Source organism: Shinella agrisoli (genome assembly GCF_046557955.1).
GTDB lineage: Bacteria > Pseudomonadota > Alphaproteobacteria > Rhizobiales > Rhizobiaceae > Shinella.
On sequence record NZ_JBJIEP010000004.1, the window covers coordinates 80,634 to 103,341 of the forward strand.

Annotated in this window: 21 protein-coding genes and 1 pseudogene; 17 read left to right on the plus strand and 5 right to left on the minus strand. The window is 65.6% G+C overall.

The window, feature by feature from the left end; genetic code table 11:
• The first annotated feature begins 6 nt into the window (after positions 1–6).
• The 4 genes from purE (at position 7) to ACIIOY_RS04545 (ending at position 2,535) form a co-directional block, all read left to right on the plus strand.
• Positions 7–474 carry a 5-(carboxyamino)imidazole ribonucleotide mutase gene (gene purE / locus ACIIOY_RS04530; RefSeq protein ID WP_411033656.1) on the plus strand — a complete coding sequence of 156 codons (468 nt, stop codon included), beginning with the start codon at positions 7–9 and terminating at the stop codon, positions 472–474.
• Positions 471–1,529 (plus strand): 5-(carboxyamino)imidazole ribonucleotide synthase, encoded by a 1,059-nt coding sequence (locus tag ACIIOY_RS04535; RefSeq protein ID WP_411033438.1) that lies wholly within the window; start codon positions 471–473, stop codon positions 1,527–1,529. The genes purE and ACIIOY_RS04535 overlap by 4 nt, the downstream gene beginning before the upstream one ends.
• A gap of 180 nt (positions 1,530–1,709) precedes the next feature.
• A complete protein-coding gene (ykgO, locus tag ACIIOY_RS04540) occupies positions 1,710–1,835 on the plus strand; it encodes a type B 50S ribosomal protein L36 (protein WP_024271182.1) in 126 nt (41 codons plus the stop codon).
• Positions 1,836–1,917: 82 nt separating this feature from the next.
• A complete protein-coding gene (locus ACIIOY_RS04545; RefSeq protein WP_411033439.1) occupies positions 1,918–2,535 on the plus strand; it encodes a tetratricopeptide repeat protein in 618 nt (205 codons plus the stop codon).
• A 64-nt stretch (positions 2,536–2,599) separates the two neighbouring features.
• Here the strand turns inward: ACIIOY_RS04545 and pyk are convergent, their stop codons facing one another.
• Both pyk and ACIIOY_RS04555 read right to left on the minus strand, forming a co-directional pair.
• The gene (gene pyk, locus ACIIOY_RS04550; protein WP_411033440.1) at positions 2,600–4,039 is read right to left on the minus strand and encodes a pyruvate kinase; all 1,440 of its coding nucleotides are present in this window, start codon (positions 4,037–4,039) and stop codon (positions 2,600–2,602) included.
• Positions 4,039–4,416, minus strand: a pseudogene (locus ACIIOY_RS04555) (DUF1036 domain-containing protein); the annotation flags it as partial. The gene pyk and the pseudogene ACIIOY_RS04555, both read right to left, overlap by 1 nt.
• A gap of 326 nt (positions 4,417–4,742) precedes the next feature.
• On the opposite strand from ACIIOY_RS04555, the gene ACIIOY_RS04560 reads away from it, so the two are divergent.
• The 3 genes from ACIIOY_RS04560 (at position 4,743) to ACIIOY_RS04570 (ending at position 6,233) form a co-directional block, all read left to right on the plus strand.
• Positions 4,743–5,531, plus strand: a complete 789-nt coding sequence (locus tag ACIIOY_RS04560) for an N-formylglutamate amidohydrolase (protein WP_411033441.1) — start codon at positions 4,743–4,745, stop codon at positions 5,529–5,531.
• 17 nt (positions 5,532–5,548) lie between these two features.
• Positions 5,549–5,854 carry a DUF1244 domain-containing protein gene (locus ACIIOY_RS04565; RefSeq protein ID WP_411033442.1) on the plus strand — a complete coding sequence of 102 codons (306 nt, stop codon included), beginning with the start codon at positions 5,549–5,551 and terminating at the stop codon, positions 5,852–5,854.
• A gap of 112 nt (positions 5,855–5,966) precedes the next feature.
• Entirely contained in the window at positions 5,967–6,233 is a 267-nt protein-coding gene (locus ACIIOY_RS04570) for a DUF2312 domain-containing protein (protein ID WP_203424488.1), read from the plus strand.
• A 68-nt stretch (positions 6,234–6,301) separates the two neighbouring features.
• Here the strand turns inward: ACIIOY_RS04570 and mepK are convergent, their stop codons facing one another.
• Both mepK and ACIIOY_RS04580 read right to left on the minus strand, forming a co-directional pair.
• A complete protein-coding gene (gene mepK / locus ACIIOY_RS04575) occupies positions 6,302–8,086 on the minus strand; it encodes a peptidoglycan L,D-endopeptidase MepK (protein WP_411033443.1) in 1,785 nt (594 codons plus the stop codon).
• Positions 8,087–8,261: 175 nt separating this feature from the next.
• Positions 8,262–9,794, minus strand: a complete 1,533-nt coding sequence (locus tag ACIIOY_RS04580) for a sigma-54-dependent transcriptional regulator (protein ID WP_411033444.1) — start codon at positions 9,792–9,794, stop codon at positions 8,262–8,264.
• 166 nt (positions 9,795–9,960) lie between these two features.
• Between ACIIOY_RS04580 and ACIIOY_RS04585 the strand changes: the two genes are divergently transcribed.
• From ACIIOY_RS04585 to ACIIOY_RS04630, 10 genes are all read left to right on the plus strand, one after another.
• Positions 9,961–11,808 carry a M3 family oligoendopeptidase gene (locus ACIIOY_RS04585; protein WP_411033445.1) on the plus strand — a complete coding sequence of 616 codons (1,848 nt, stop codon included), beginning with the start codon at positions 9,961–9,963 and terminating at the stop codon, positions 11,806–11,808.
• Positions 11,809–11,833: 25 nt separating this feature from the next.
• A complete protein-coding gene (locus ACIIOY_RS04590) occupies positions 11,834–12,991 on the plus strand; it encodes an aminodeoxychorismate synthase component I (protein WP_411033446.1) in 1,158 nt (385 codons plus the stop codon).
• A complete protein-coding gene (locus ACIIOY_RS04595) occupies positions 12,976–13,632 on the plus strand; it encodes an aminotransferase class IV family protein (protein ID WP_411033447.1) in 657 nt (218 codons plus the stop codon). Before ACIIOY_RS04590 ends, ACIIOY_RS04595 begins: the two co-directional genes overlap by 16 nt.
• Positions 13,629–14,522: a heme-dependent oxidative N-demethylase family protein gene (locus ACIIOY_RS04600; protein WP_411033448.1), complete on the plus strand. Its 894-nt coding sequence runs from the start codon at positions 13,629–13,631 to the stop codon at positions 14,520–14,522. Before ACIIOY_RS04595 ends, ACIIOY_RS04600 begins: the two co-directional genes overlap by 4 nt.
• Before the next feature lie 133 nt (positions 14,523–14,655).
• Positions 14,656–16,107, plus strand: a complete 1,452-nt coding sequence (locus ACIIOY_RS04605) for a homospermidine synthase (RefSeq protein WP_411033449.1) — start codon at positions 14,656–14,658, stop codon at positions 16,105–16,107.
• Between the two features lie 171 nt (positions 16,108–16,278).
• Positions 16,279–16,650, plus strand: coding sequence for an outer membrane lipoprotein Omp10 (gene omp10, locus ACIIOY_RS04610; protein WP_411033450.1), 372 nt, complete (start codon positions 16,279–16,281; stop codon positions 16,648–16,650).
• A gap of 208 nt (positions 16,651–16,858) precedes the next feature.
• On the plus strand, positions 16,859–18,814 hold the full coding sequence (locus ACIIOY_RS04615; protein WP_411033451.1) for a 5'-nucleotidase C-terminal domain-containing protein: 1,956 nt from the start codon (positions 16,859–16,861) through the stop codon (positions 18,812–18,814).
• Positions 18,815–19,005: 191 nt separating this feature from the next.
• Entirely contained in the window at positions 19,006–20,037 is a 1,032-nt protein-coding gene (hemH, locus tag ACIIOY_RS04620) for a ferrochelatase (protein WP_411033452.1), read from the plus strand.
• Between the two features lie 95 nt (positions 20,038–20,132).
• A complete protein-coding gene (locus ACIIOY_RS04625; protein ID WP_411033453.1) occupies positions 20,133–21,170 on the plus strand; it encodes an SPFH domain-containing protein in 1,038 nt (345 codons plus the stop codon).
• A 2-nt stretch (positions 21,171–21,172) separates the two neighbouring features.
• Positions 21,173–21,631, plus strand: coding sequence for an NfeD family protein (locus ACIIOY_RS04630; RefSeq protein ID WP_411033454.1), 459 nt, complete (start codon positions 21,173–21,175; stop codon positions 21,629–21,631).
• Between the two features lie 6 nt (positions 21,632–21,637).
• On the opposite strand, the gene ACIIOY_RS04635 is transcribed toward ACIIOY_RS04630, so the two are convergent.
• Positions 21,638–22,633 carry a KpsF/GutQ family sugar-phosphate isomerase gene (locus tag ACIIOY_RS04635; protein ID WP_411033455.1) on the minus strand — a complete coding sequence of 332 codons (996 nt, stop codon included), beginning with the start codon at positions 22,631–22,633 and terminating at the stop codon, positions 21,638–21,640.
• Positions 22,634–22,708: the final 75 nt, after the last annotated feature.

Here is a 22,708-nt window from a genome sequence, read left to right on the forward strand (position 1 = left end):
ATCATCATGGGAAGCCAGTCCGACTGGGAGACGATGAAGAACGCCGCCGATACGCTCGATGCGCTCGGCGTCGACTATGAAGCCCGCATCATTTCGGCGCACCGCACGCCGGACCGGCTCTACAGCTTCGCACGGGGCGCCAAGGCGGAAGGCTTCAAGGTGATCGTCGCCGGCGCCGGCGGCGCGGCCCACCTGCCGGGCATGGCGGCGGCAATGACCCCGCTTCCGGTCTTCGGCGTGCCGGTGCAGTCGAAGGCGCTGTCCGGCCAGGACAGCCTCCTTTCCATCGTGCAGATGCCGGCCGGAATTCCCGTCGGCACGCTTGCCATCGGCAAGGCCGGCGCGATCAACGCCGCCCTTCTTGCCGCCGCCGTGCTCGCGCTCGGCGACCCCGAGCTTGCCCATCGTCTCGACGAGTGGCGGGAGAACCAGTCGAACGCCGTTGCCGAATATCCCGTGGACGGCCCGCTATGAGCGTGAACACGATCGGCATCATCGGCGGCGGCCAGCTCGGCCGCATGCTGGCCATGGCGGCCGCCCGGCTGAACCTGCGCACCGTCATCCTCGAGCCGCAGGCCGATTGTCCGGCATCCCAGGTCGCCAACGCGCAGATCGTCGCGGCCTATGACGATCCGGAGGCGCTCGCCGAGTTCGCCCGTCTTTGCGACGTCGTCACCTACGAGTTCGAGAACGTGCCGGTGGCCGCCGCCGAGGCGCTGGCGAATGCCGTTCCGGTCTTACCGCCCCCCCGCGCCCTGGAAGTCTCGCAGGACCGGCTCGTCGAAAAGCGCTTCATCCGCGATTGCGGCATCCTCACCGCCGATTTCGCCGCCGTGGACAGCCAGGACGATCTTGAAGCCGCCCTCGAGCGCTTCGGCGGCGTCGGCGTCCTGAAGACGCGCCGGCTCGGCTACGACGGCAAGGGCCAGCGCCTCTTCCGCTCGCCCGCCGAAAGCCGGGAGGGCGCGTTCGAGGCGCTCGGCGGCGTGCCGCTGATCCTCGAAAGCCTCGTGCCCTTCGAGCGGGAGATCTCGATCATCGCCGCGCGCGACCGCGACGGCACGATCGCCTGCTACGATCCGGCGGAAAACGTCCACCGGAACGGCATCCTGCACACCTCCACCCTGCCCGCCCGCGTGAGCGAGGCGACGGCCGACCAGGCCCGCAAGGCAGCGCGCGCGCTTCTCGACAGCCTCTCCTATGTCGGCGTCATCGGTGTCGAGTTCTTCGTGCTGCCGGATGGCGGGCTCGTTGCCAACGAGATCGCGCCGCGGGTGCACAATTCCGGCCACTGGACGGAGGCGGCCTGCGTCGTCTCGCAGTTCGAGCAGCATATCCGCGCCGTCGCCGGCCACACGCTCGGCGATCCCCGTCGTCACTCGGACTGCGTGATGCAGAACCTGATCGGCAACGACATCGACGACGTTCCCGCCTGGCTCGCCAAACCCGGCGTGCTCGTCCATCTCTACGGCAAGACGGAGGCCCGGCCCGGCCGCAAGATGGGGCATGTGACGCAGGTCATCAGCTGAAACGACGCCACGGGGGCTGGAAAACCGGAGATCCGGCACGGAAAACCCGCCGCCCACGGTTGACAGCCGAAATGTCACGGGTTACATGCCTGCCAACCTGAAAGCGCGCCCGAAACGGCGCGTTTTTGATTGAGGAAATCCGGCGAACTCGAGTCGCCCCGAAATACGCGGATCAGAAAAATGAAGATCAAGAATTCGCTCAAGTCGCTCAAGGCTCGTCACCGCGAGAACCGCCTTGTTCGTCGCAAGGGCCGCATCTACATCATCAACAAGCAGAACCCGCGCTTCAAGGCTCGTCAGGGCTGATCCGGCGTCGCGGTCGCTTGCCCTGATCCGGGCCCTGGTGATCGACAAATATTGATTTGAAGTTGGGCGCTGGCGGTTTACCATGACCGCCATGCGCTTTTTCATGTTTTCTACACTCTGCCTTTCCCTCGTCCTGTTCGGCTCCACGCCGACCGTTGCCCTTGCGCAGACGGCGGACAAGGCGTCCATGGACGCGTCCTCCACCGCCTTCACAACGCCGGCGGAGCGGCTCGACAAGCTCTTCACCGAGTTGAAGCACGAGGAAAATCCGGATGCCGCCAGGGGCATCGCCGACCAGATCCGCCGCGAATGGCAGGATTCCGGCAGCGCCACCATCAACCTCCTGATCCAGTGGGCCGACAAGGCCATCGCCGAGGAGAAGAACGCCGCGGCGCTCGATTTCCTCGACGAAGCGATTCGCCTGAAGCCCGGATATGTCGAGGGCTGGAACCGTCGCGCGACGCTGCACTTCAAGATGGGCAACTATCGCAAGTCGATGTCCGACATAAACCAGGTGCTCAGAATCGAGCCCCGGCACTTCGGCGCGCTTGCCGGCATGGCGGCGATCATGGCCCAGACCGGCCGTGACGAGATGGCGCTCAAGGCCTGGGAGAAGTTCCTCGAACTCTACCCCACGGAGCGCCAGGCGCAGAAGGAACTCGGCAACCTTGCGGAAAAGCTCACCGGCCAGCGCACCTGACGCCAATAGCGGCAGCCGAGGATCGCCGAAACCGTGATGCCGCGGTTTCCCGGCCCCGAAGGGCTCAGACGCCGCTGACGCCGTCCGCGGCGATATAGGCGATGCGCAGCATGTTCGTCGCCCCGGGCGTGCCGAGCGGAACGCCGGCCGAGATGATGATGCGGTCGCCCGGCTTGCCGAACTCCTCGCTGACGACGATGCGGCAGGCACGGTTGACCATGTCGTCGAGGTCGGTCGCATCGCCCGTGACGACACAGTGCAGGCCCCAGACGACCGAGAGGCGGCGCGCGGTCTCGATGACCGGCGAAAGCGCCAGAACCGGGACTTCCGGCCGCTCGCGCGCGGCGCGAAGGCCCGTCGTGCCCGACGAGGTGTAACAGACGATGGCCGACAGCTTCAGCGTCTCGGCGATCTGGCGGGCGGCAAGCGAAATGGCGTCGGCGCCGGTCGCTTCCGGGGCCGCGCGCTGGGCATAGATGATGCCCGGGTAATGCGGGTCGCGCTCGACCTTGCTGGCGATCGAGGCCATGGTGGAAACCGCTTCGACCGGATAGGCGCCGGACGCGGATTCGGCCGAAAGCATCACGGCGTCGGCGCCCTCGAAGACGGCGGTCGCGACGTCCGAAACTTCGGCGCGCGTCGGCACGGGGGCGGAGATCATCGATTCCAGCATCTGGGTCGCGACGACCACCGGCTTGCCGGCGCGGCGGCAGGCGCGGATGAGCTGCTTCTGCAGGCCGGGAACGGCTTCCAGCGGCATCTCCACGCCGAGGTCTCCACGCGCCACCATCAGCGCGTCGGAAAGCTCGATGATCTCGTCGATGCGCTCGATCGCCTGGGGCTTTTCGATCTTCGACATCAGGCCGACGCGGCCACGGGCGACCTTGCGCACCTCGGCAAGGTCTTCCGGGCGCTGGATGAAGGAAAGCGCTACCCAGTCGACGCTGCCGGTCGCGAGCACCGCCTCCAGGTCGACGCGGTCCTTCTCCGTCAGCGCGCCGACGGGAAGCAGCGTATCCGGCAGGCTGACGCCCTTGCGGTCGGAGATCTTGGTACCGGAGACGACCGTGCAGACGATCGACGTGCCATCGGCACTCTCGGCGCGCAGATGCAGCTTGCCGTCGTCGATCAGCAGGCGGTGGCCGGGCTTGACGGCTTCGAGGATTTCAGGATGCGGCAGGAAGACGCGCGTGTTGTCGCCGGGCTCGTCCCGGTTGTCGAGCGTGAAGGTCTGGCCGGGCTTCAGCTCTTCCGAACCGTTGGCGAATTTTCCCACGCGCAGCTTCGGTCCCTGAAGGTCGGCGAGAATGCCGATCGGCCGGCCGCAGCGGGCCTCCACGGCACGGATGCGGCTGATCAGCGTGCGCATCACGTCATGGCTGGCGTGGCTCATGTTGATGCGGAACAGGTCTGCCCCCGCCTCATGCAGCTTCTGGATCATCTGCTCTTCGGACGATGCGGGTCCGAGCGTGGCGAGGATTTTGACTCTTCTGTTCCGTCTCATCAGTTCTGGCTTTCCTGCGTCCCTGGCGTATCGGAAAGCTGCACCATCCAGCTTCCCTGTCGGCCCGTGTCATATTCCTTGAAGCCCATGCGCTGGAACCCTCGGGCGAAGCAGTCCTCGACGCCGGTGATCTTGAATTCGTTCTCCGCGACGCACATGTTGACGTCGCCGGTCCAGCGGCCGCCGCGCGCGGCGTCTTCGGCATAGAGATAATAGTAGCGCGACTGCAGCTCGCCCTCGATCAGCGTGGCGCAGGTCGTCGCAGGGACCTGCCACCAGCCTTCGGAGATCCAGCCTTCCTTGGCGCGGTAGCCGATGGCGACGCCGACGAGATTCTGCGTGCCGTTGCAGACGCGGAAATCGGCCTTCGCCTCATCCGGTACGGAAAGGGCGAGGAAACCCGCGAGTGTGAAAAGACCGGCCTGGAGGAGGCCGCTGGCTTTCGGGAAAAACGGGCTATGGCTCTTGGTTCTCACGGCTTCCGATGGAACTCCGTTGATTTGAATATGCGCTTTCTTGCGACGACGGGGCATGAATGTCAACGCGCCGCGCGTCATTCATGGCGCGCATGGGATACCACATCTGCTGCATACATTTTCACGACAACCGGAGGTATTGCCGCCACAACCGGAAGCCTCGCGTCTTGCGGGCCGCCTCGCCGCGTGCGATCAACGGCAGGAACCGCGCACATTCGGCAAAAGGCATGCAGGATCATCCCCCTTTCGAGATCATTGACGGCGACCTGGGCCTCGGGCTCGTCATCCTGGCAGACCACGCCACCAATCTCCTGCCCGAACGCTACGGCCGCCTCGGCCTGCCCGAAAGCGCCTTCGAGCGGCATATCGCCTATGATATCGGCGTCGAGGGCGTGGTGCGCGGCCTGGCCCGCCGGCTGAACGCGCCGGCCGTCATGAGCCGCTTTTCCCGCCTTCTGATCGATCCCAACCGCGGCGAGGACGATCCGACGCTCGTCATGCGCATTTCCGACGGCGCGATCGTTCCGGGCAACCACCCGATCACTCCGGAAGAATGGCAACATCGGCTCGAGACCTTCCACCGGCCCTATCACGATGCCGTGTCCCGGACGATCGGCGCGGTCGCTGCACGCACGGGCAAGGCGCCGCTTGTCATCTCCATGCATTCCTTCACACCCGCCTGGAAGGGCATCGCGCGGCCCTGGCAGGTAACGGTGCTGTGGGACAGCGACCCCCGCGCCGTCCGGCCGCTGCTCGCCGGGCTGGAAGCCCTCGGCGACGTCGTGGTGGGCGACAACGAGCCCTATGACGGGGCGCTGCGCGGCGACACCATGTTCCGCCACTGCATGAAGGCCGGCATTCCCCATGCCCTCATCGAAATCCGTCAGGACGAGATCGGCAACGAGATCGGCATCGCGGGCTGGGTGGAGCGGCTCGCGCCGATCCTTGCCCGGTTGAATGCGGACGAGGCCCTGCACACATACCAGATATTCCCCTCCCGTACCGGGCCCTATTGAGATTGCAGGACGAGACGATGACCGATTTGAGCAGGCAACAGCAGACCGAATTCGAGGCGGCCGCCTTCCGCCGCCTCGTCAGGCATCTGCGCGAGCGCAGCGACGTGCAGAACATCGACCTGATGAACCTTGCGGGCTTCTGCCGCAACTGCCTGTCGAACTGGTATCGTGAGGCCGCGAACGAGGCGGGTGTCGCCCTCGACAAGGAGGCCTCGCGCGAAATCATCTACGGCATGCCCTATGAGGAATGGCGCGAGCGCTACCAGCGCGATGCGACCGAAGCGCAGAAGGCGGCCTTCGACGTCAACCGCCCGAAGGAATGACGCGTCGCCTGCGCGAAAATCCTGAAGGAACACTTGATGGGTCTTGATCTTGCCGGAAGTTCGCGGCAAGTCACGGCACCTTCGAATTTCTAGCCTATCCAAGGAGAAGACCATGTCGGATGCCCACGGCGTCGCACGCGACCAGCTTCGCGCATTCATCGAACGCATCGAGCGGCTCGAGGAAGAAAAGAAAACCATCGCCGACGACATCAAGGACGTCTACGGCGAAGCCAAGGGCGTCGGCTTCGACACCAAGATCCTGCGCAAGGTCATCCAGATCCGCAAGCAGGACAAGGATGAGCGCATGGAGCAGGAAGCCATCCTCGACACCTATCTCCAGGCCCTCGGCATGGTCGACCTGCCGCCGGACGCCGAATAGGCCTGAAGAGGCACGAAAAACCCGCCGGATCGCTCCGGCGGGTTTTTTGATGGAAGATCTGTTGCGGCTTAGTTGGAAGCGCTTTCGAACTTGCGCACTTCCATGAAGTTCACCGCCGTGCCGCTGAAGCGGCCCGGATCGATCGACTTGCCCTCCTGCTGGAAGCCGGCAAGATAGACCGTCGTCGGTGCGGCGCGCAGCGTACGGCTGACGAAACGCGGCGCCTTGACCGGTTTGGAGAGCGTCGCGACGCGCCCCTGGGTCAGCGCCCATTGCGAAAGGATCTTCTGCGACAGTTTCGGCTCGGTGCGGATCGCGCCGCGGTTCGCGGCATCGGCGTCCTTCTTCTTCGGACGGCCGCCCTTGGTGGCCGCTTCCTCCGCCGTCTTGGCCTCGAAGGCATCGAGGCCGGCAAGCGAGCGGCTGCCGCCACCATTCGTCGGGACGAGCGCGGCCATTTCGACCGGATTGCCCTCGGCCTCGTCCGTCACCGGATCGGCGAGCGCGGCAAGGCCGGAGCGGTCGGCGGACGTCGGCAGCGCCACGTCGGCTTCCGCAGCCGCCATCAGCGCCGTCTGCGCCTGGTCGAGCTCGACCTGCGGACGCAGTCCCGGCACCGGCACCATCGCCAGTTCCTCGCCGTCTTCGGCCGCAGCGTCCGCGGTCATGAGCTCGCCGGGCTCGGCATCGCCTGCCTTCGTTCGGGCTCCCAGCATCACGGGAAGCGGGATCTTGTAGCCGGACAGGTCCTCGAATTCGGACGTCTGCCCTTCGGCCGTGGCCGCCTCGAGGGCGGCAACGGCACCGCTCGTCGTCGGCGCGACAAGGGCAAGCTCGTTCGTCGTTTCGGCAGACTTGAAGGCGGGGCGGCTGCCCGGAACCGGCGCCGTGAAGGCAAGTTCCGTTTCCGCCTCGCCGGCTGCCGGCTTCTTCTCTTCGACGGCTTTCGCACCCGCCGATCCGCGTTCGTCGAAATCATCGGCGATGGTCGCGGAGCTGGCGATTGCGTCGGGTTCTTCATCCTCGTCGCCGCCACCTCCGAAGAGGGCGGCGAGGAAGCCTCCCTTGCGCTTGGAAGCCGACGGGCTCGATCCGCCGCCGGCCACTTCGATCGCGTTCGCGCCGACCCGGCGCTTGTAGTCCGCAACCGCCTGCTGGTAGCCGGGCAGCGGCTTGCCGTCGGTCGGAACATGCATGGTCTTGCCGTCCGGGAAGAGGCGGACGAGTTCCTGGCGGCTCATGCGCGGCCAGGCGCGCACGCTGCCGACATCGAGATGGACGAAGGGCGAGCCGGAATTGGGATAGTAGCCGACGCCACCGACCTGGAACTTCATGGCGGTGGCGCGCAGCGTCGAAAGCTTGACGCCCGGAATGTAGAAGTCCATCGCCTTGCCGAGCATGTGCTGGCTCTTCTTGGCGACGCCCTTCGAGCGCGAACGCAGCATGCCGTTCGTCGCCGGCGAGCGATAGGCGGAAACGACGTTGATGTACCCCTTGCCGCCGGACTTCTGGTAGACCTCCCACACGAGGTCGAAGAGGCGCGGGTCCATCTTCGTCGGCTCGTTGCGGCGCCAGTCGCGCAGGAACTGGTTGAGCTGCTTCAGGCCGCGCTGATCGTACCGGCCGTTGCGCTTGAAGGTGATCTCGGCCTTTTCCTTGGTGTGGATGAAATAGAGCTTGAGCGTGCGGTTCCCGCTCTCGGCCTGAACCGTCGCAGGGATCGCCGTCGGCAGGACGAGAGCAACGGAGAGCACGGCCGTGGTCAGCGCCTTCGGCAGCTTATGCAGCACTGTCTTGCAGAGGCTGCCCAGGGAGGCTCCCCGGCGCTTCATCGATGCGAACAAATTTGCCAACTCTTTCCCCGTCCGAAGGACAACGAACGTCCGTTATCCCAGATGACCGCCAATTGCGGTGAGAGCATGGCAAATCCGCCACACTCTTCATCGCGCCCCCGTTATAGTGAACAATCCACTAACAGGGAATAAACGGCAATCGAGAAATCTCAAGTGGCCGGGATTTCAGGGCTTTTTACGCAGCCTCCTTCATCGGGTCGTCCGGATCGATGCCATAGTCCTTCAGTTTGCGGTAGAGAGTCGAGCGTCCGATGCCCAATTTGCGGGCAACCTGGCTCATCTGGCCATGATAAAATTTCAGGGCAAAACGGATCAGTTCCTCTTCCACATCCGCCAGCTTGCGCACGTGGCCGCCCTTGTCGACGCTGGCGATGGCGTTTTCCGGAGCGGATGCGGCCTCGACTGATTCGCTCGGCCGGAAATCCGGGTAGACGCTCGGCAGGCGGGTTTCGGACGCGGGTTCCGGCGTGTGGATGCTCGCCGCCTCCCATGTGACGGCGCCGTCCTCGGCAAGACCGTAGCCCTCGACCTGCGCGGCGATCTGCGGGAAGTCGGCGGCGGTCAGTTCCGCCCCTTCGGAAAGCACGACCGCCCGGAAGATGGCGTTTTCGAGCTGGCGGATGTTGCCCGGCCAGTCATAGGCCGTCAGCAGCGCCATCGCGCCGGCCGAGACGCCGAGCGGACGGGCCAGCTTCTGCTCGCCGGCAAAGCGCTGGACGAAGGCGCGCACCAGGACCGGAATGTCCTCCTTGCGCTTGCGCAGCGCCGGGATGGTGATCGGGAAGACGTTGAGGCGATAGTAGAGGTCTTCGCGAAAGCGGCCCTCGCGCACCTCGTTGATGAGGTCGCGGTTGGTCGCGGAGATGAGGCGCACGTTGACCTTCTGCGGAAAGCGCGCGCCGATCGTCTCGATCTCGCCCTGCTGCACGGCGCGCAGCAGCTTCACCTGCACTTCGAGCGGCAGGTCGCCGATCTCGTCGAGGAAGAGCGTGCCGCCGTCGGCCTCCATGAACTTGCCCGTATGGCGCTCGGTCGCGCCGGTGAAGGCGCCTTTCTCGTGCCCGAAGAGGATGCTTTCGACCAGGTTGTGCGGGATGGCGCCGCAGTTCACGGTGACGAAGGGCTTGTGCGACCGGTCGCTCGCCGCCTGGATGGCGCGCGCGACCATTTCCTTGCCGACGCCCGATTCGCCTTCCAGCACCACCGGGATATTCGACTGGGCGGCGCGGCGGCCGAGCTCGATGACGCGCAGCATCTCCGGGCTTGCCGAAACGATGTCGTCGAATTGCACGGCCTCCGTGCGATGGCGGCGCCCGGCGCGGCCGCGGCCCTCCCGCTGGTCCACCTTCAGCGCGTTGCCGATCGCCACGTTGAGGCGCTCCGGCGAAACCGGCTTCACGACGAAATCGAACGCGCCGGCGCGCATGGCCGAGACCACCGTCTCGATCCCGCCCTGGCCGGTCTGCACGATCACGGGGATGGTGTTCTCGCGCTCGGCGAGCGCATCCAGGAAGGCCGAGCCGTTCATTTCCGGCATCATCAGGTCGAGCAGGATCACATTGATGAGACCGCCCTTGCGATCGAGCAGGTCGAGGCCCGCACGGCCGTTTTCCGCCATATGCGCGACATGGCCGGAGCGCTCGATCATGTTCTTCAAGAGCCTGCGCTGGACAGGGTCGTCATCGATGACAAGAATATGGGCCGTCACTGGAACCTCCTTGCCTGAAGGCGTGCGTCATGCACGCCCAAGGGAACTGGACACCAGCGGACCATGGCAGAAAGGGTTGAACATGCCGTTTTGAGAAAGGCTTGCATTTTAACCATTGCCGACGCAAGCAAGGGGCCGCACCGCCCACCTGGAAGAGAGAAAACCGATGAACCGACATTTCCCCGCCCCCCGGATCGACTTCGCACCGGCGGAAGCCGCCGCCGCCGCCGAGCTGGGCGATCTTCCAGGCTGGAACCTCACCGATCTCTATCCCTCGCCGGCCTCGCCCGAATTCAAGGACGACATGAAGAAGGCGGAAGCCGACGCGCTCGCCTTCGAGGCGAAATGGAAGGGCAAGCTGGACGCGGCGACCGAAAAGACGGGCGACGCGGGCATCGGCGCGGCCGTCCGCGAATTCGAGGCGCTGGAAGACCTGATGGGCCGCATCGTCTCCTTCGCGGGCCTCACCTACTTCACCAACACGACCGATCCGGCGAACGGCAAGTTCTACGGCGACGTGCAGTCGAAGCTCACCGATCTTGGCGCGCACCTTCTGTTTTTCTCCCTTGAACTCAACAGGATAGCGGACGAGCGCATCGAGGCGGCGCTGAGGAACGACGCGCTTGCCGCGCACTACCGCCCCTGGATCGAGGACCTGCGCAAGGACAAGCCCTACCAGCTCGACGACAGGACGGAGCAGCTCTTCCTCGAAAAATCGATGACGGGCGCGGCTGCCTGGAACCGGCTCTTCGACGAGACCATGGCTGCGCTGCGCTACACGATCGACGGCGAGGACGTGCCGCTTGAAATCGCCCTCAACCAGCTCCAGTCGCCCGACCGCGAGGCGCGCCGCAAGGCTGCCGAGGCGCTTGCGAAGACCTTCAGGGAGAACATCCGCACCTTCGCCCTGATCACCAACACGCTGGCGAAGGACAAGGAGATTTCCGACCGCTGGCGCGGCTTCGCCGACATCGCCGACAGCCGGCACCTTGCCAACCGCGTTGAGCCCGAAGTCGTCGCAGCCCTCGCGGAAGCCGTGCGCAACGCGTATCCGCGCCTCTCCCACCGCTACTATGCGATGAAGGCGAAGTGGCTCGGAATGGAGCAGATGGACTACTGGGACCGCAACGCGCCCCTTCCCGAGACACCCGACGCGGTGATTTCGTGGGACGAGGCGCGCGATACCGTGCTATCCGCCTACGGCGCCTTCGCGCCCGAAATGGCGGAGATCGCGAAGCGCTTCTTCGACAGGGGCTGGATCGACGCGCCGGTGCGCCCCGGCAAGGCGCCGGGCGCCTTCGCCCATCCGACCGTGCCCTCCGCGCACCCCTATGTGCTCGTCAACTACATGGGCAAGCCGCGCGACGTGATGACGCTCGCCCACGAGCTCGGCCACGGCGTGCACCAGGTGCTGGCCGGCGGCCAGGGTGCGCTGATGGCGTCCACGCCGCTTACGCTCGCCGAGACCGCCTCCGTCTTCGGCGAGATGCTGACCTTCCGCAGCCTCCTCGACAAGACGAAGGACAGGCGCGAGCGCAAGGCCATGCTCGCCCAGAAGGTCGAGGACATGATCAACACGGTCGTGCGCCAGATCGCCTTCTACGAATTCGAGCGCAAGGTGCATACCGCCCGCAAGGAAGGGGAGCTGACCGCCGACCAGATCGGCGAGCTCTGGCTTTCCGTGCAGGGCGAAAGCCTCGGGCCCGCGATCCGCATTTCGGAAGGATACGAGACCTACTGGGCCTATATCCCCCACTTCATCCACTCGCCCTTCTACGTCTACGCCTATGCCTTCGGCGACTGCCTGGTGAATTCGCTCTATGCCGTCTACCAGCAGGCCGAAACCGGCTTCCAGGCGAAGTATTTCGACCTGCTCAAGGCCGGCGGCACAAAGCATCACTCCGAACTCTTGAAACCCTTCGGGCTCGATGCCGGCGATCCGTCGTTCTGGAGCAAGGGACTGTCGATGATCGAAGGGCTGATCGACGAGCTGGAAGCGCTTGATAGGGCCTGATCGAACAGGAAAGCCGGACGCAGGCATGACCGACCGCGAACGCTTTGTGCTCCTCAGGGACGACCGTGAAGACCGGACGGTGGTTTTCGCCGATCCGCTCGGCGTCGTCACCGTGCGCGATCGCGCCGGCTTCGAGCCGGCCTTCGCGAAATTGCAGGCGGCGCATGCGAAGGGCCGGTGGATCGCGGGCTTCATGAGCTACGAGGCCGGCCATCTCTTCGAGGAGAAGCTGGCCCCGCTCGCGGAAGACAACCGCCCGACGCCGCTGATGAGCTTCGGCATCTTCGGGAAGCCCGCGGACGACCATCCGCTCGCAAGGCCCCGCCAGCGCGTCGAGAACGAACCGTTCCTCACCGAGCCCAGGGCCGGCTGGAACCTGGAGGCCTACCGCAGCCGCTTCGACCGCCTGCACCGGCATTTGCGGCAGGGCGACTGTTACCAGGCGAACCTCACCATGCCGATCCGCGCCCGCTGGAACGGCGATCCGCTCGCCGCCTTCTGGTCGCTGATCGAGCGCCAGCCGGTGCGCTACGGCGCCTTCGTCTCGCTCGACGGCCCGAAGCTCCTCTCCCGCTCGCCGGAACTCTTCTTCGACGTGGATGAAGAGGGCTGGATCGAGACGCATCCGATGAAGGGTACTGCGCCGCGCGGGGCAAACGCGGCGGAGGACGAGCGGATCATCGCCGCCATGCAGGCCGATCCGAAATCGCAGGCGGAAAACCGCATGATCGTCGACCTGCTGCGCAACGACATCTCGCGCATCACCGAGGTCGGCACCCTGCATGTGCCAAAACTCTTCGCCGTCGAGACCTATCCGACGGTGCACCAGATGGTGAGCCATGTGCGGGCGAAGCTGACGCCCGGCACCTCGATCCGCGACATCTTCGCCGCCCTCTTTCCCTGCGGCTCGATCACCGGCGCGCCGAAGATGCGCGCAATGGAGATCCTGCACGACCTGGAGGACGGCCCGCGCGACGCCTATTGCGGCGCCATCGGCCTGATCGCTCCGGACGGCACCATGCGCTTCAACGTGGCGATCCGCACCATCTCCCTCTTCGAGGACGGCGACGCCGTCTTCAACGTCGGCGGCGGCATCGTCTTCGATTCCACCGCCGAGGCGGAATACGAGGAATGCCTGCTGAAGGCGCGCTTCGCCGTGGGGGACCAATGGATCTCTCGCTGATCGAGACATTGCGCTGGGAGCCCGCAACGGGCTTCGTGCGGCTGGAGCGGCACCTTGCACGGCTGGCAGGGTCGGCGGTGGACCTTGGTGTGCCGGGGGCCGAGAAGGCAAGGGACGCCCTGTTCGCCGCGCTACCCTCCTCTGCCCTGCCCGGCAGGGCGGAGGAGGGTGAGCCGCGCCCGGCACCCCTCCGTATCCGCCTCGAACTCTTCGCGGATGGCCGCATCGAGGTACAGACGGCCCCCTTCACCCCCCTTCCCCCCGAAGCGACATGGCGGCTGAAGATCGCCGCCACCCGCCTTTCCTCCGCCGATCCGTTGCTGCGCCACAAGACCTCCCGCCGCGCCGTCTATGCCGCAGCCCGGGCCGAGCATCCGGCAGCCGAAGCCGATGAAATGATCCTCCTCAACGAACGCGGCGAGGTCTGCGAGGGCACCATCACCTCGCTCTTCCTCGACGACGGCTCCGGCATCCTGAAAACCCCGCCGCTCTCCTCTGGCCTGCTGGCCGGCGTACTCCGGGAAGAACTGCTGGAAACAGGCAAGGCCGTGGAAAAAGCCCTGCGCCCGGAAGACCTTGCCCGCGGCACGATCCTGATGGGCAATTCGCTGCGCGGGCTGATCCGGAGCGAACTAGCATGAGGCAGCCGGTCTATACGCCCTACGACGGTTCCGCCCGCCTCTTCACCATCGGCCTCGGCCAGCTCGACCCGGCCCGCTGGATCGAGCCGGACGACGAGCTCGAACGCTACCTTGCCGAAAAGGACCGGCTGCTCGCCGGCTGTCGCGACGTCGTCTTCGTGGAGGAGGCCGATACGCGCGCGGCGCAGCAGGAGGTCCTCGACCTCCTTGCCGCGCACGTGACGGCGCGGCATCCCTCCTTCTATCGGCGGGCCGGATCGACGATCGTTGCCGGCCGGCGTACCGTCGACCTCGACGCCGGCGAAGCGCCGCTCGTCACCGCCGGCGCCCTGGTGCAGGACGACCTCGTGCTGATGCGCCGCGACGAAAGCGGCTGGCGGCTCGTCGCAGGCTACGTCGCCTTCCCCTCCTCCTGGTCGCTTATAGAGAAATTCGGCCGGCGGATGGAGGACATCCATGCGCCCGTGCCCGATTTCGGAGAGGGCACGCGCAATGCCCTCCTGATCAACCGCATGTTCGACAACCTCAAGGCCGAGCAGCCGGTTTTCCGCTTCAACTGGTCGATCAACCCGGATGCCGACCTGCACTATCCCGCCTCCAAGGCGCACGGCGCGCTGCCGGAAGACCACAGGCTCTCGCTCGAAACCACCTTTGCCCGCGTCGAGCGCCAGACGCTACGCAAGCTGCCGGCCTGCGGCGACATCCTCTTCACCATCCGCATCTATACCGATCCGCTTGCCGCGGTGCGCACGCTGCCCGACGCCGGAAGGGTCGCGACCGTCTTCGCCGACCAGCTCGAAGCGCTGACGCTGCCGCAGGCCGAATACAAGGGACTTGCCGGCAGGAGAGCCGCGCTCGTGGCTGAATTGCGGGCGGTTGCAGCCGGTTAAGAATATCGCCGGAGAAATACCGGAACCACTCTTTATTGTGACAGAAAACTGTGCTCTAGCGCTGAGATACTAATGCTAGAGGGCCCTCCGAGGCCCTGTTTTTGCGCAAAGCGGCCGTCCGCAGGAGAACCAAATGGCAGACAGCACCTATCCGGTTTATGGCGAAATCACCGGCCCGATCGTGATGATCGGTTTCGGGTCCATCGGGCGCGGCACGCTGCCGCTGATCGAGCGCCACTTCAAGTACGACCGGAACCGGCTGATCGTCATCGAGCCGCGCGAGGACGCCGCCGACGCGGAGATCTATGCCCGTCACGGCGTCCGCCACGTCAAGGCGCATGTCACCAAGGACAACTACAAGGACCTCCTGAAGCCGCTCCTCAGGGAAGGCGGCGGCCAGGCCTTCTGCGTCAACCTTTCCGTCGACACCGGCTCGCTCGACCTGATCAAGCTGTGCCGCAAGCTCGACGCGCTCTACATCGACACGGTCGTCGAGCCCTGGCTCGGCTTCTACTTCGACAAGAGCTTGAAGAACGCCGACCGCACGAACTACGCGCTGCGCGAAACCGTGCGCAAGGAGAAGGAGAAGAACCCCGGCGGCACGACCGCCATCTCCACCTGCGGCGCCAACCCCGGCATGGTCTCCTGGTTCGTCAAGCAGGCGCTCTTGAACCTTGCCCGGGACCTCGAGCTGAAGTTCGAGGAGCCCGCGCAGGACGACCGCGAAGGCTGGGCCAAGCTGATGAAGAAGGCCGGCGTCAAGGGCGTGCACATCGCCGAGCGCGACACGCAGCGCACCAAGAACCCCAAGCCGCTCAACACCTTCTGGAACACCTGGTCCGTAGAGGGCTTCATCTCTGAAGGGCTGCAGCCGGCCGAGCTCGGCTGGGGCACCCACGAGAACTGGGTGCCGAAGAACGCCAAGAAGCACAAGAAGGGCTGCAAGGCGGCGATCTACCTGGAGCAGCCGGGCGCGAACACGCGCGTTCGCTCCTGGTGCCCGACGCCCGGCCCGCAATACGGCTTCCTCGTCACCCACAACGAGTCGATCTCGATCGCCGACTATTTCACGGTGCGCGACAAGGACGGCGACGTCACCTACCGCCCGACCTGCCACTATGCCTACCACCCGTGCAATGACGCTGTGCTTTCGCTGCACGAGATGTTCGGCAACGGCGGCAACCAGCAGCCGGTCCTGCACGTGCTCGACGAGAACGAGCTGGTCGACGGCGTCGACGAGCTCGGCGTACTGCTCTACGGCCACGACAAGAACGCCTACTGGTACGGTTCGCGCCTGTCGCTGGAGGAAACCCGCCGCCTTGCTCCCTACCAGAACGCGACCGGCCTGCAGGTGACCTCCGCCGTGCTCGCCGGCATGGTCTGGGCGCTGGAGAACCCGAAGGCCGGCATCGTGGAGGCCGACGAGATCGACTATAAGCGCTGCCTCGAAGTGCAGACGCCCTATCTCGGACCGGTCGAGGGCCACTACACCGATTGGACCCCGCTCGACGGCCGCACCGGCCTCTTCCCGGAAGACCTCGACACGAAGGACCCGTGGCAGTTCAAGAACATCCTGGTCCGCTGAGCGGCCGGAAAATCGATGCGAGGGACGCCCGCGGCCAGGCCGCGGGCGTCTTCGCTTTCAATGGGATAATGCTCGTTCGCCGGGCGGCGCGTCTTGCTTTCGACGTGTCTTCGCGGCATGGTTCGGCGAACCGGACGGGTGGCCATGCCGCCGTGACCTTGGGAGAACCAGATGAAGCCGATCACAGTCCTGAGCCTGCTTGCCGCCGCCGCCGCGCTCGCCTCCTGCCAGACCGAACGCGCGCCGCGTGACCTGCCGGTGGCGCAGAGACCGGTGCCGACGGGTGTGGAAGGCGCCTGGGTGGATCCGAACGGCATCGTCTCGACCTTCGCAGCCGGCACGTTCACGACGCGCACGACCGATACGAACCAGCTTCTGGCCTCCGGCACCTATGTCAACACCTCGCCGACGCTGGTCGAGATCAACATGACCTCGCTGGTGCGCAACACCCAGTCGAAGGTCAATTGCGCGCTCGTCAGCCAGAGCCAGCTCAACTGCACGACGGCCGAAGGCGCACAGTTCTCTCTCTCCCGCCGCGTTTGAGCCGGCACGGATAGGCGATGAAGGGCCGCAAGGCCCTTTTTTCGTTTCGGCACATGAACATGCCCTCCTTCCGTCCCTGCCTCTTTTCTCTTGAAGTTGCCGGCAAGCGGTGGAAACATCCGCCGGCCGGCTGTCATGTTTCCGGTTTATGGGAAACAGGCGGACCTTCCCGCGCCGTCGGTCGCGGGCAAACGAGGAGAACAGGACCATGACGATTTTCCGATCCGGCCTTCTGGCCGCCTCCATCATCGCGCTCTCCAGCGGCTCGGCGCTTGCGGACTACGAGCTGAACATCCTGCATATCAACGACCTGCATTCGCGCATCGAGGCGATCAACAAGTTCGATTCCACCTGCTCGGCCGAGGAGGAAGGCAAGAACGAGTGCTTCGGCGGCATCGCCCGCGTGAAGGCGGCGATCGACGCGGCCCGCAAGAAACTGACGGACGCCAATGCCAACGTGCTGGTGCTCGATGCCGGCGACCAGTTCCAGGGCTCGCTCTTCTATACGACGTACAAGAGCGAGGCCGTGGCCGAGTTCATGAACGGCATCGGCTTCGATGCCATGGCCGTCGGCAACCATGAATTCGACGACGGCCCGCAGGAACTCGCCAAGTTCCTCGATCAGGTCAAGTTCCCGGTCATCTCCGGCAACACCGTGGCCGGCGCCGACACGCCGATCGCCAATCGCATCAAGGGCTACATCGTCAAGGACATCGGCGGGCAGAAGGTCGCTGTCGTCTCCGTGCTCGCGACGGATACCGGCGAGACGTCCTCGCCGGGCAAGAGCGTGTTCTTCGAGGACGAGATCACCTACCTGAAGGGCGTCATTCCGACGATCGAGGCCGAGGGCGCCAACAAGATCGTCCTGCTGTCGCATGTCGGCTACAAGCGCGACCAGGAGATCGCCGCGGCGGTCGACGGCATCGACGTCATCGTCGGCGGCCACAGCCATACGCTGCTCTCGAGCACGGACGACAAGGCGGCCGGCCCCTACCCCACCCTCGTCAAGAATCCGGCCGGCGTGGATGTCCCGATCGTGCAGGCCTATGCCTATTCGAAATATCTCGGCGAACTGAAGGTCGTCTTCGACGATGCCGGCAAGGTGAAATCGGCAAGCGGCGCGCCGCTTCTTCTCGATTCCGCCATCACGCCGGACGCCGGCTTCGCCGCGCGCGTGAAGGAGCTTGCCGCGCCCATCGAGGAGCTGAAGAAGAAGGAGGTCTCGGAGACCTCCGAGGTGATCGACGGCTCGCGCGAAACGTGCCGCGCGCGCGAATGCACCATGGGCAACCTCGTCGCCGACGCCATCCTCGACCGCGTCAAGGCGCAGGGCATCTCGATCGCCATCCAGAACGGCGGCGGCCTGCGCGCCTCCATCGACAAGGGCGTCGTCACCATGGGCGAGGTCCTGACGGTCCTGCCGTTCCAGAACTCGCTGGCGACCTTCCAGCTCAAGGGGTCGGACGTCATCGCCGCGCTCGAGAACGGCCTTGGCCAGATCGAGGAGGGCGCCGGCCGCTTCCCGCAGGTCTCCGGCATCAAGTACACGTTCGACAAGTCGAAGCCTGCCGGCAGCCGCGTCGTCTCGGTCGAGGTCAAGGAAGGCGAGGCCTTCGTGCCGCTCGATCCGGCGAAGACCTACGGCGTCGTCTCCAACAACTACATGCGCGCGGGCGGCGACGGCTATTCCGTCTTCGCGACGGCGGGCACGAACGCCTACGATTTCGGCCCGAACCTCGAACTGGTCGTTGCCGATTATCTTTCGGCAAACCGCCCCTACAAGCCCTATACGGACGGCCGCATCGCCGAAGTCGCCGCCGCGACGCAGACCGCCGAAACCGCAACGGGCACGGAGACCGCACCGGCCGCGGGCGAAACGGCAACATCCACGTCCACGGACACGGCCGCGAAGTCGACCGAAGGCGCCGCGACGACGGGCGAAGCCGCATCCGGCACGGCCGCCGCAACCACCGGAACGGAATCGGCTGCGGCGTCGCCGGCAGCAGGCGGCAAGCACGTCATCGTACGCGGCGATACGCTCTGGGACATCGCCAAGGCCGCCTATGGCGACGGCACGCAATGGCGCAAGATCGCGGAAGCGAACGGCAATCCGCGTCCGCGTGCGCTGCATGTCGGCACGGAGCTGTCGATCCCGGCCGAATAAGGACAATTTGTCTCCCCTATTTCTGCCGGTCCGGGCTTTTCCGGACCGGCATTTCTTTTTAGAACGATTCTGACCGGCCGGTCTCCGCCGCCAGAGCAATTCCAGCAAAGTGCGAAGCGGCTTCGCATCGGGATTTGCGCAAACAAGAACGCAGGGCAATGAACGACAACCCGCACGTACAGGATCGCATCATGCAGGACACCGCCGCCAAGCCCGCCGACCATCCGCCCGTCAAGCACGGCAAGGTCGGCGTGCTGCTCGTCAATCTGGGTACGCCCGACGGCACGGACTACACCTCCATGCGCCGCTACCTGAGGGAGTTCCTGACCGACAAGCGCGTCATCGAATGGCCGCGCCTCGTCTGGTACCCGATCCTTTTCGGCATCGTGCTCAACACGCGCCCCGGCAAGGTCGGCAAGGCCTACGAGACGATCTGGAACAAGGAGAAGGACGAGAGCTACCTGCGCACCTATACGCGCAGCCAGGCCGAGCTGATGGCGAAGGCTCTCGCCGATCATTCGGACGTCGTCGTCGACTGGGCCATGCGCTACGGCCAGCCCTCGATCGCCTCGCGCATGGAACACCTGCAAAAGCAGGGCTGCGAGCGCATTCTCCTCTTCCCGCTCTATCCGCAGTATGCGGCGGCGACCACGGCGACCGTCAACGACAAGGCCTTCGAGACGCTGCTCGGGATGCGCTGGCAGCCGGCGCTGCGCACCGTGCCGCCCTACCATGACGACCCGACCTATATCGACGCGCTCGCCGTCTCCATCGAAAAACACCTGGCGACGCTCGACTGGGAGCCCGAGCGGGTCCTGGCCTCCTTCCACGGCATCCCGAAGAGCTATTTCGAGAAGGGCGACCCCTATTACTGCCAGTGCCAGAAGACCGCGCGCCTGCTGCGCGAGCGGCTCGGCTGGTCGCCGGAAAAGCTCCTCGTCACCTTCCAGTCCCGCTTCGGGCCGGAGGAATGGCTGCAGCCCTATACCGACAAGACCGTGGAGAAGCTGGCGCAGGAAGGCGTCAAGCGCATCGCGGTGCTCAATCCCGGCTTCGTTTCGGATTGTCTCGAAACGCTCGAAGAGATCGCCGAGCAGGCCGCCGAAAGCTTCCTGCACAATGGCGGCGAGAAATTCGCCCACATCCCCTGTCTGAACGACACGCCGGAAGGCATGGCGGTTCTGGAGAAGGTCGTGCGCCGGGAGCTCTCCGGCTGGGTCTGAGCCGGATAATTCCTGCTCCCGTCCAAATAGACTGGCGTCGCGACGCGTATTCCTTAAAGTGGCGCCGCGCCGCATCGTCTTTTGGGGAGAAGAACATGGATTTTGCCGGACTGGATATCGTCGTCATCGCTCTCGTGGTGCTGGTCATCCTGATCCTGTTTGCCGGGATCAAGACCATCCCGCAGGGCTATCAGTACACGGTGGAGCGTTTCGGCCGTTATACGCGCACGCTGCAGCCCGGCCTCAACCTGATCGTCCCCTTCATCGACCGCATCGGCGCCAAGATGAACGTTATGGAGCAGGTTCTCGACATCCCCACCCAGGAAGTCATCACCCGCGACAATGCCAGCGTCGCCTCCGACGCCGTCGCTTTCTACCAGGTGCTGAACCCCGCCCAGGCCGCCTATCAGGTCGCCCATCTGGAACATGCCATCATCAATCTCACCATGACCAACATCCGCTCGGTCATGGGCTCGATGGACCTCGACGAACTGCTCTCCAACCGCGACAAGATCAACGACCAGTTGCTGCGCGTGGTCGACGAGGCCGCCAACCCCTGGGGCGTCAAGATCACCCGCGTCGAGATCAAGGACATCGCTCCGCCGAAGGACCTCGTCGACGCCATGGCGCGGCAGATGAAGGCCGAGCGCGAGAAGCGCGCCCAGGTGCTTGAAGCCGAAGGCTCGCGCAACGCGCAGATCCTGCGCGCGGAAGGGGCCAAGCAGTCCGCCATCCTCGAAGCCGAAGGCCTGCGCGAGGCGGCCTTCCGCGACGCCGAGGCGCGCGAACGGCTGGCGGAGGCAGAGGCCAAGGCGACCAGGATGGTCTCGGAGGCCATTGCCGCCGGCGACGTGCAGGCGATCAACTACTTCGTCGCGCAGAAATACACCGAAGCCGTGGCCGCGATCGGCAAGGCGCCGAACTCCAAGATCGTGCTCATGCCGATGGAAGCTTCCTCGCTGATCGGCTCGCTCGGCGGCATCGGCGCCATCGCCAGGGAAGTGTTCGGCAACGGCCCGGCGCCGGCCGGCGGCGGCACGCAGCGCTCGCGCCAGTCGACGCCGGCAACGACCACGACGGCCTCGACGCCCGCGTTCCGCAATCCTTTCGACACGCCGCCGCAGGGAACGTGAGCATGATCCACCGCATCGTCGCCGAACTCGGCCCCTGGGCCTGGTGGGTGCTCGGCATCGTCCTGCTGATCCTCGAAGTGCTGCTGCCCGGCGTCTTCCTCGTCTGGATCGGCATTGCCGCGATCGTCACCGGCGCCCTGTCCCTCCTGCTGTGGGAGCAGGCCTTCTGGACGTGGCAGGCGCAATGGCTGGTCTTCGCCGTGCTGTCGCTGATCGCCGCCCTCATCGGCCGGCGCATCGTCAGCGCCCGCGGCCAGGCAAGCGACCAGCCGCATCTCAACCAGCGCGGCCAGAGCCTCGTCGGCCGCACCGCGACGCTGGAGCAGCCGATCACCGAAGGCCGCGGCCGCATCCGCCTCGACGACACCGTGTGGAGCGTCCAGGGACCGGACCTGCCGGTCGGCGCGCGCGTGCGCGTCACGGCCAGCAACGGCCGCGACCTTACGGTCGAGCCGGTGTGAAGGACGTCAGGCGACCCCGATCCGCAGCAGGTCGTGGAAATGCACGATGCCGACGGGACGGAAGGCCGCGTCGGTGACGATCAGCGCCGAGATGTTGTGCTGGTTGAGCAGGCCGAGCGCGGCGGTCGCCAGCGTCGACGGCTTCACCGTCTTGGGGCTGCGCGTCATCACGTCGTCGACGCTGAGCTCGGAGAGGTTGCGCGACAGGTTGCGCGCGATGTCGCCGTCCGTGACGATGCCGACGAGGATGCCGTCGTCGTTGATGACGCCGACGCAGCCGTAACGCTTCTGCGCCAGCATCCGCACGGCATCCGGCATCGAGGTGCCGAGTGCGACGAGCGGCATGTTCTCGCCGCTGTGCATGATGTCGCCGACATGCGAAAGGCTCGCGCCGAGCTTGCCGCCCGGGTGCAAGGTCTTGAAATCCGTTGCCGTGAAACCGCGCGCCTCGAGCAGCGCCACGGCGATCGCGTCGCCGAGCGCGAGCTGCATCAGCGTCGAGGTGGTCGGCGCCAGCCCGTGCGGACAGGCCTCCCGCACCTTCGGCAGCAGCAGCACCGTATCGGCCGCGCGCGCCAGCGCCGAACGCTCGCCGGACGTCATGGCGACCAGCGGGATCGAGAAGCGGCGGGAATAGGAGACGATGCCCTGGAGCTCGGCGGTCTCGCCGCTCCAGGAGAGCGCGAAGATCACGTCGTCGCGCCCGATCATGCCGAGGTCGCCGTGATTGGCCTCGACGGGATGGACGAAGAAGGAAGGCGTGCCGGTGGAGGCGAGCGTCGCGGCGATCTTCACGCCGATATGGCCGGACTTGCCGATGCCGGTGACGATCACGCGACCGGCAATCCCGCCCATGAGGCGCACCGCCTCGCAGAACGGGTCGTGCAGATTGCCTTCCAAGGCCGCCGAGAGGGCGAGCAATCCCGCCTTTTCCGTCTCGACCGTCCGGATCGCCGAAGCGATGGCGCCGCCGCCGTCAACGTTTGCCTGTCTCTTGTTCATGGCGCCTCGTTAGCGCTTTTGCCCGGGACTGTCCATCGGGAACGTCGGCGCGAATCAACCCCTTGCAGCAACCAA

Excerpts from the sequence above, each read along its gene's own strand:
- purE (WP_411033656.1), top strand. The coding sequence starts at position 7 with ATGGGAAGCCAGTCCGACTGGGAGACGATGAAGAACGCCGCCGATACG.
- ACIIOY_RS04535 (WP_411033438.1), top strand. The coding sequence starts at position 471 with ATGAGCGTGAACACGATCGGCATCATCGGCGGCGGCCAGCTCGGCCGC.
- ykgO (WP_024271182.1), top strand. The coding sequence starts at position 1,710 with ATGAAGATCAAGAATTCGCTCAAGTCGCTCAAGGCTCGTCACCGCGAG.
- ACIIOY_RS04545 (WP_411033439.1), top strand. The coding sequence starts at position 1,918 with ATGACCGCCATGCGCTTTTTCATGTTTTCTACACTCTGCCTTTCCCTC.
- pyk (WP_411033440.1), bottom strand. The coding sequence starts at position 4,039 with ATGAGACGGAACAGAAGAGTCAAAATCCTCGCCACGCTCGGACCCGCA.
- ACIIOY_RS04560 (WP_411033441.1), top strand. The coding sequence starts at position 4,743 with ATGCAGGATCATCCCCCTTTCGAGATCATTGACGGCGACCTGGGCCTC.
- ACIIOY_RS04565 (WP_411033442.1), top strand. The coding sequence starts at position 5,549 with ATGACCGATTTGAGCAGGCAACAGCAGACCGAATTCGAGGCGGCCGCC.
- ACIIOY_RS04570 (WP_203424488.1), top strand. The coding sequence starts at position 5,967 with ATGTCGGATGCCCACGGCGTCGCACGCGACCAGCTTCGCGCATTCATC.
- ACIIOY_RS04585 (WP_411033445.1), top strand. The coding sequence starts at position 9,961 with ATGAACCGACATTTCCCCGCCCCCCGGATCGACTTCGCACCGGCGGAA.
- ACIIOY_RS04590 (WP_411033446.1), top strand. The coding sequence starts at position 11,834 with ATGACCGACCGCGAACGCTTTGTGCTCCTCAGGGACGACCGTGAAGAC.
- ACIIOY_RS04595 (WP_411033447.1), top strand. The coding sequence starts at position 12,976 with ATGGATCTCTCGCTGATCGAGACATTGCGCTGGGAGCCCGCAACGGGC.
- ACIIOY_RS04600 (WP_411033448.1), top strand. The coding sequence starts at position 13,629 with ATGAGGCAGCCGGTCTATACGCCCTACGACGGTTCCGCCCGCCTCTTC.
- ACIIOY_RS04605 (WP_411033449.1), top strand. The coding sequence starts at position 14,656 with ATGGCAGACAGCACCTATCCGGTTTATGGCGAAATCACCGGCCCGATC.
- omp10 (WP_411033450.1), top strand. The coding sequence starts at position 16,279 with ATGAAGCCGATCACAGTCCTGAGCCTGCTTGCCGCCGCCGCCGCGCTC.
- ACIIOY_RS04615 (WP_411033451.1), top strand. The coding sequence starts at position 16,859 with ATGACGATTTTCCGATCCGGCCTTCTGGCCGCCTCCATCATCGCGCTC.
- hemH (WP_411033452.1), top strand. The coding sequence starts at position 19,006 with ATGCAGGACACCGCCGCCAAGCCCGCCGACCATCCGCCCGTCAAGCAC.
- ACIIOY_RS04625 (WP_411033453.1), top strand. The coding sequence starts at position 20,133 with ATGGATTTTGCCGGACTGGATATCGTCGTCATCGCTCTCGTGGTGCTG.
- ACIIOY_RS04630 (WP_411033454.1), top strand. The coding sequence starts at position 21,173 with ATGATCCACCGCATCGTCGCCGAACTCGGCCCCTGGGCCTGGTGGGTG.
- ACIIOY_RS04635 (WP_411033455.1), bottom strand. The coding sequence starts at position 22,633 with ATGAACAAGAGACAGGCAAACGTTGACGGCGGCGGCGCCATCGCTTCG.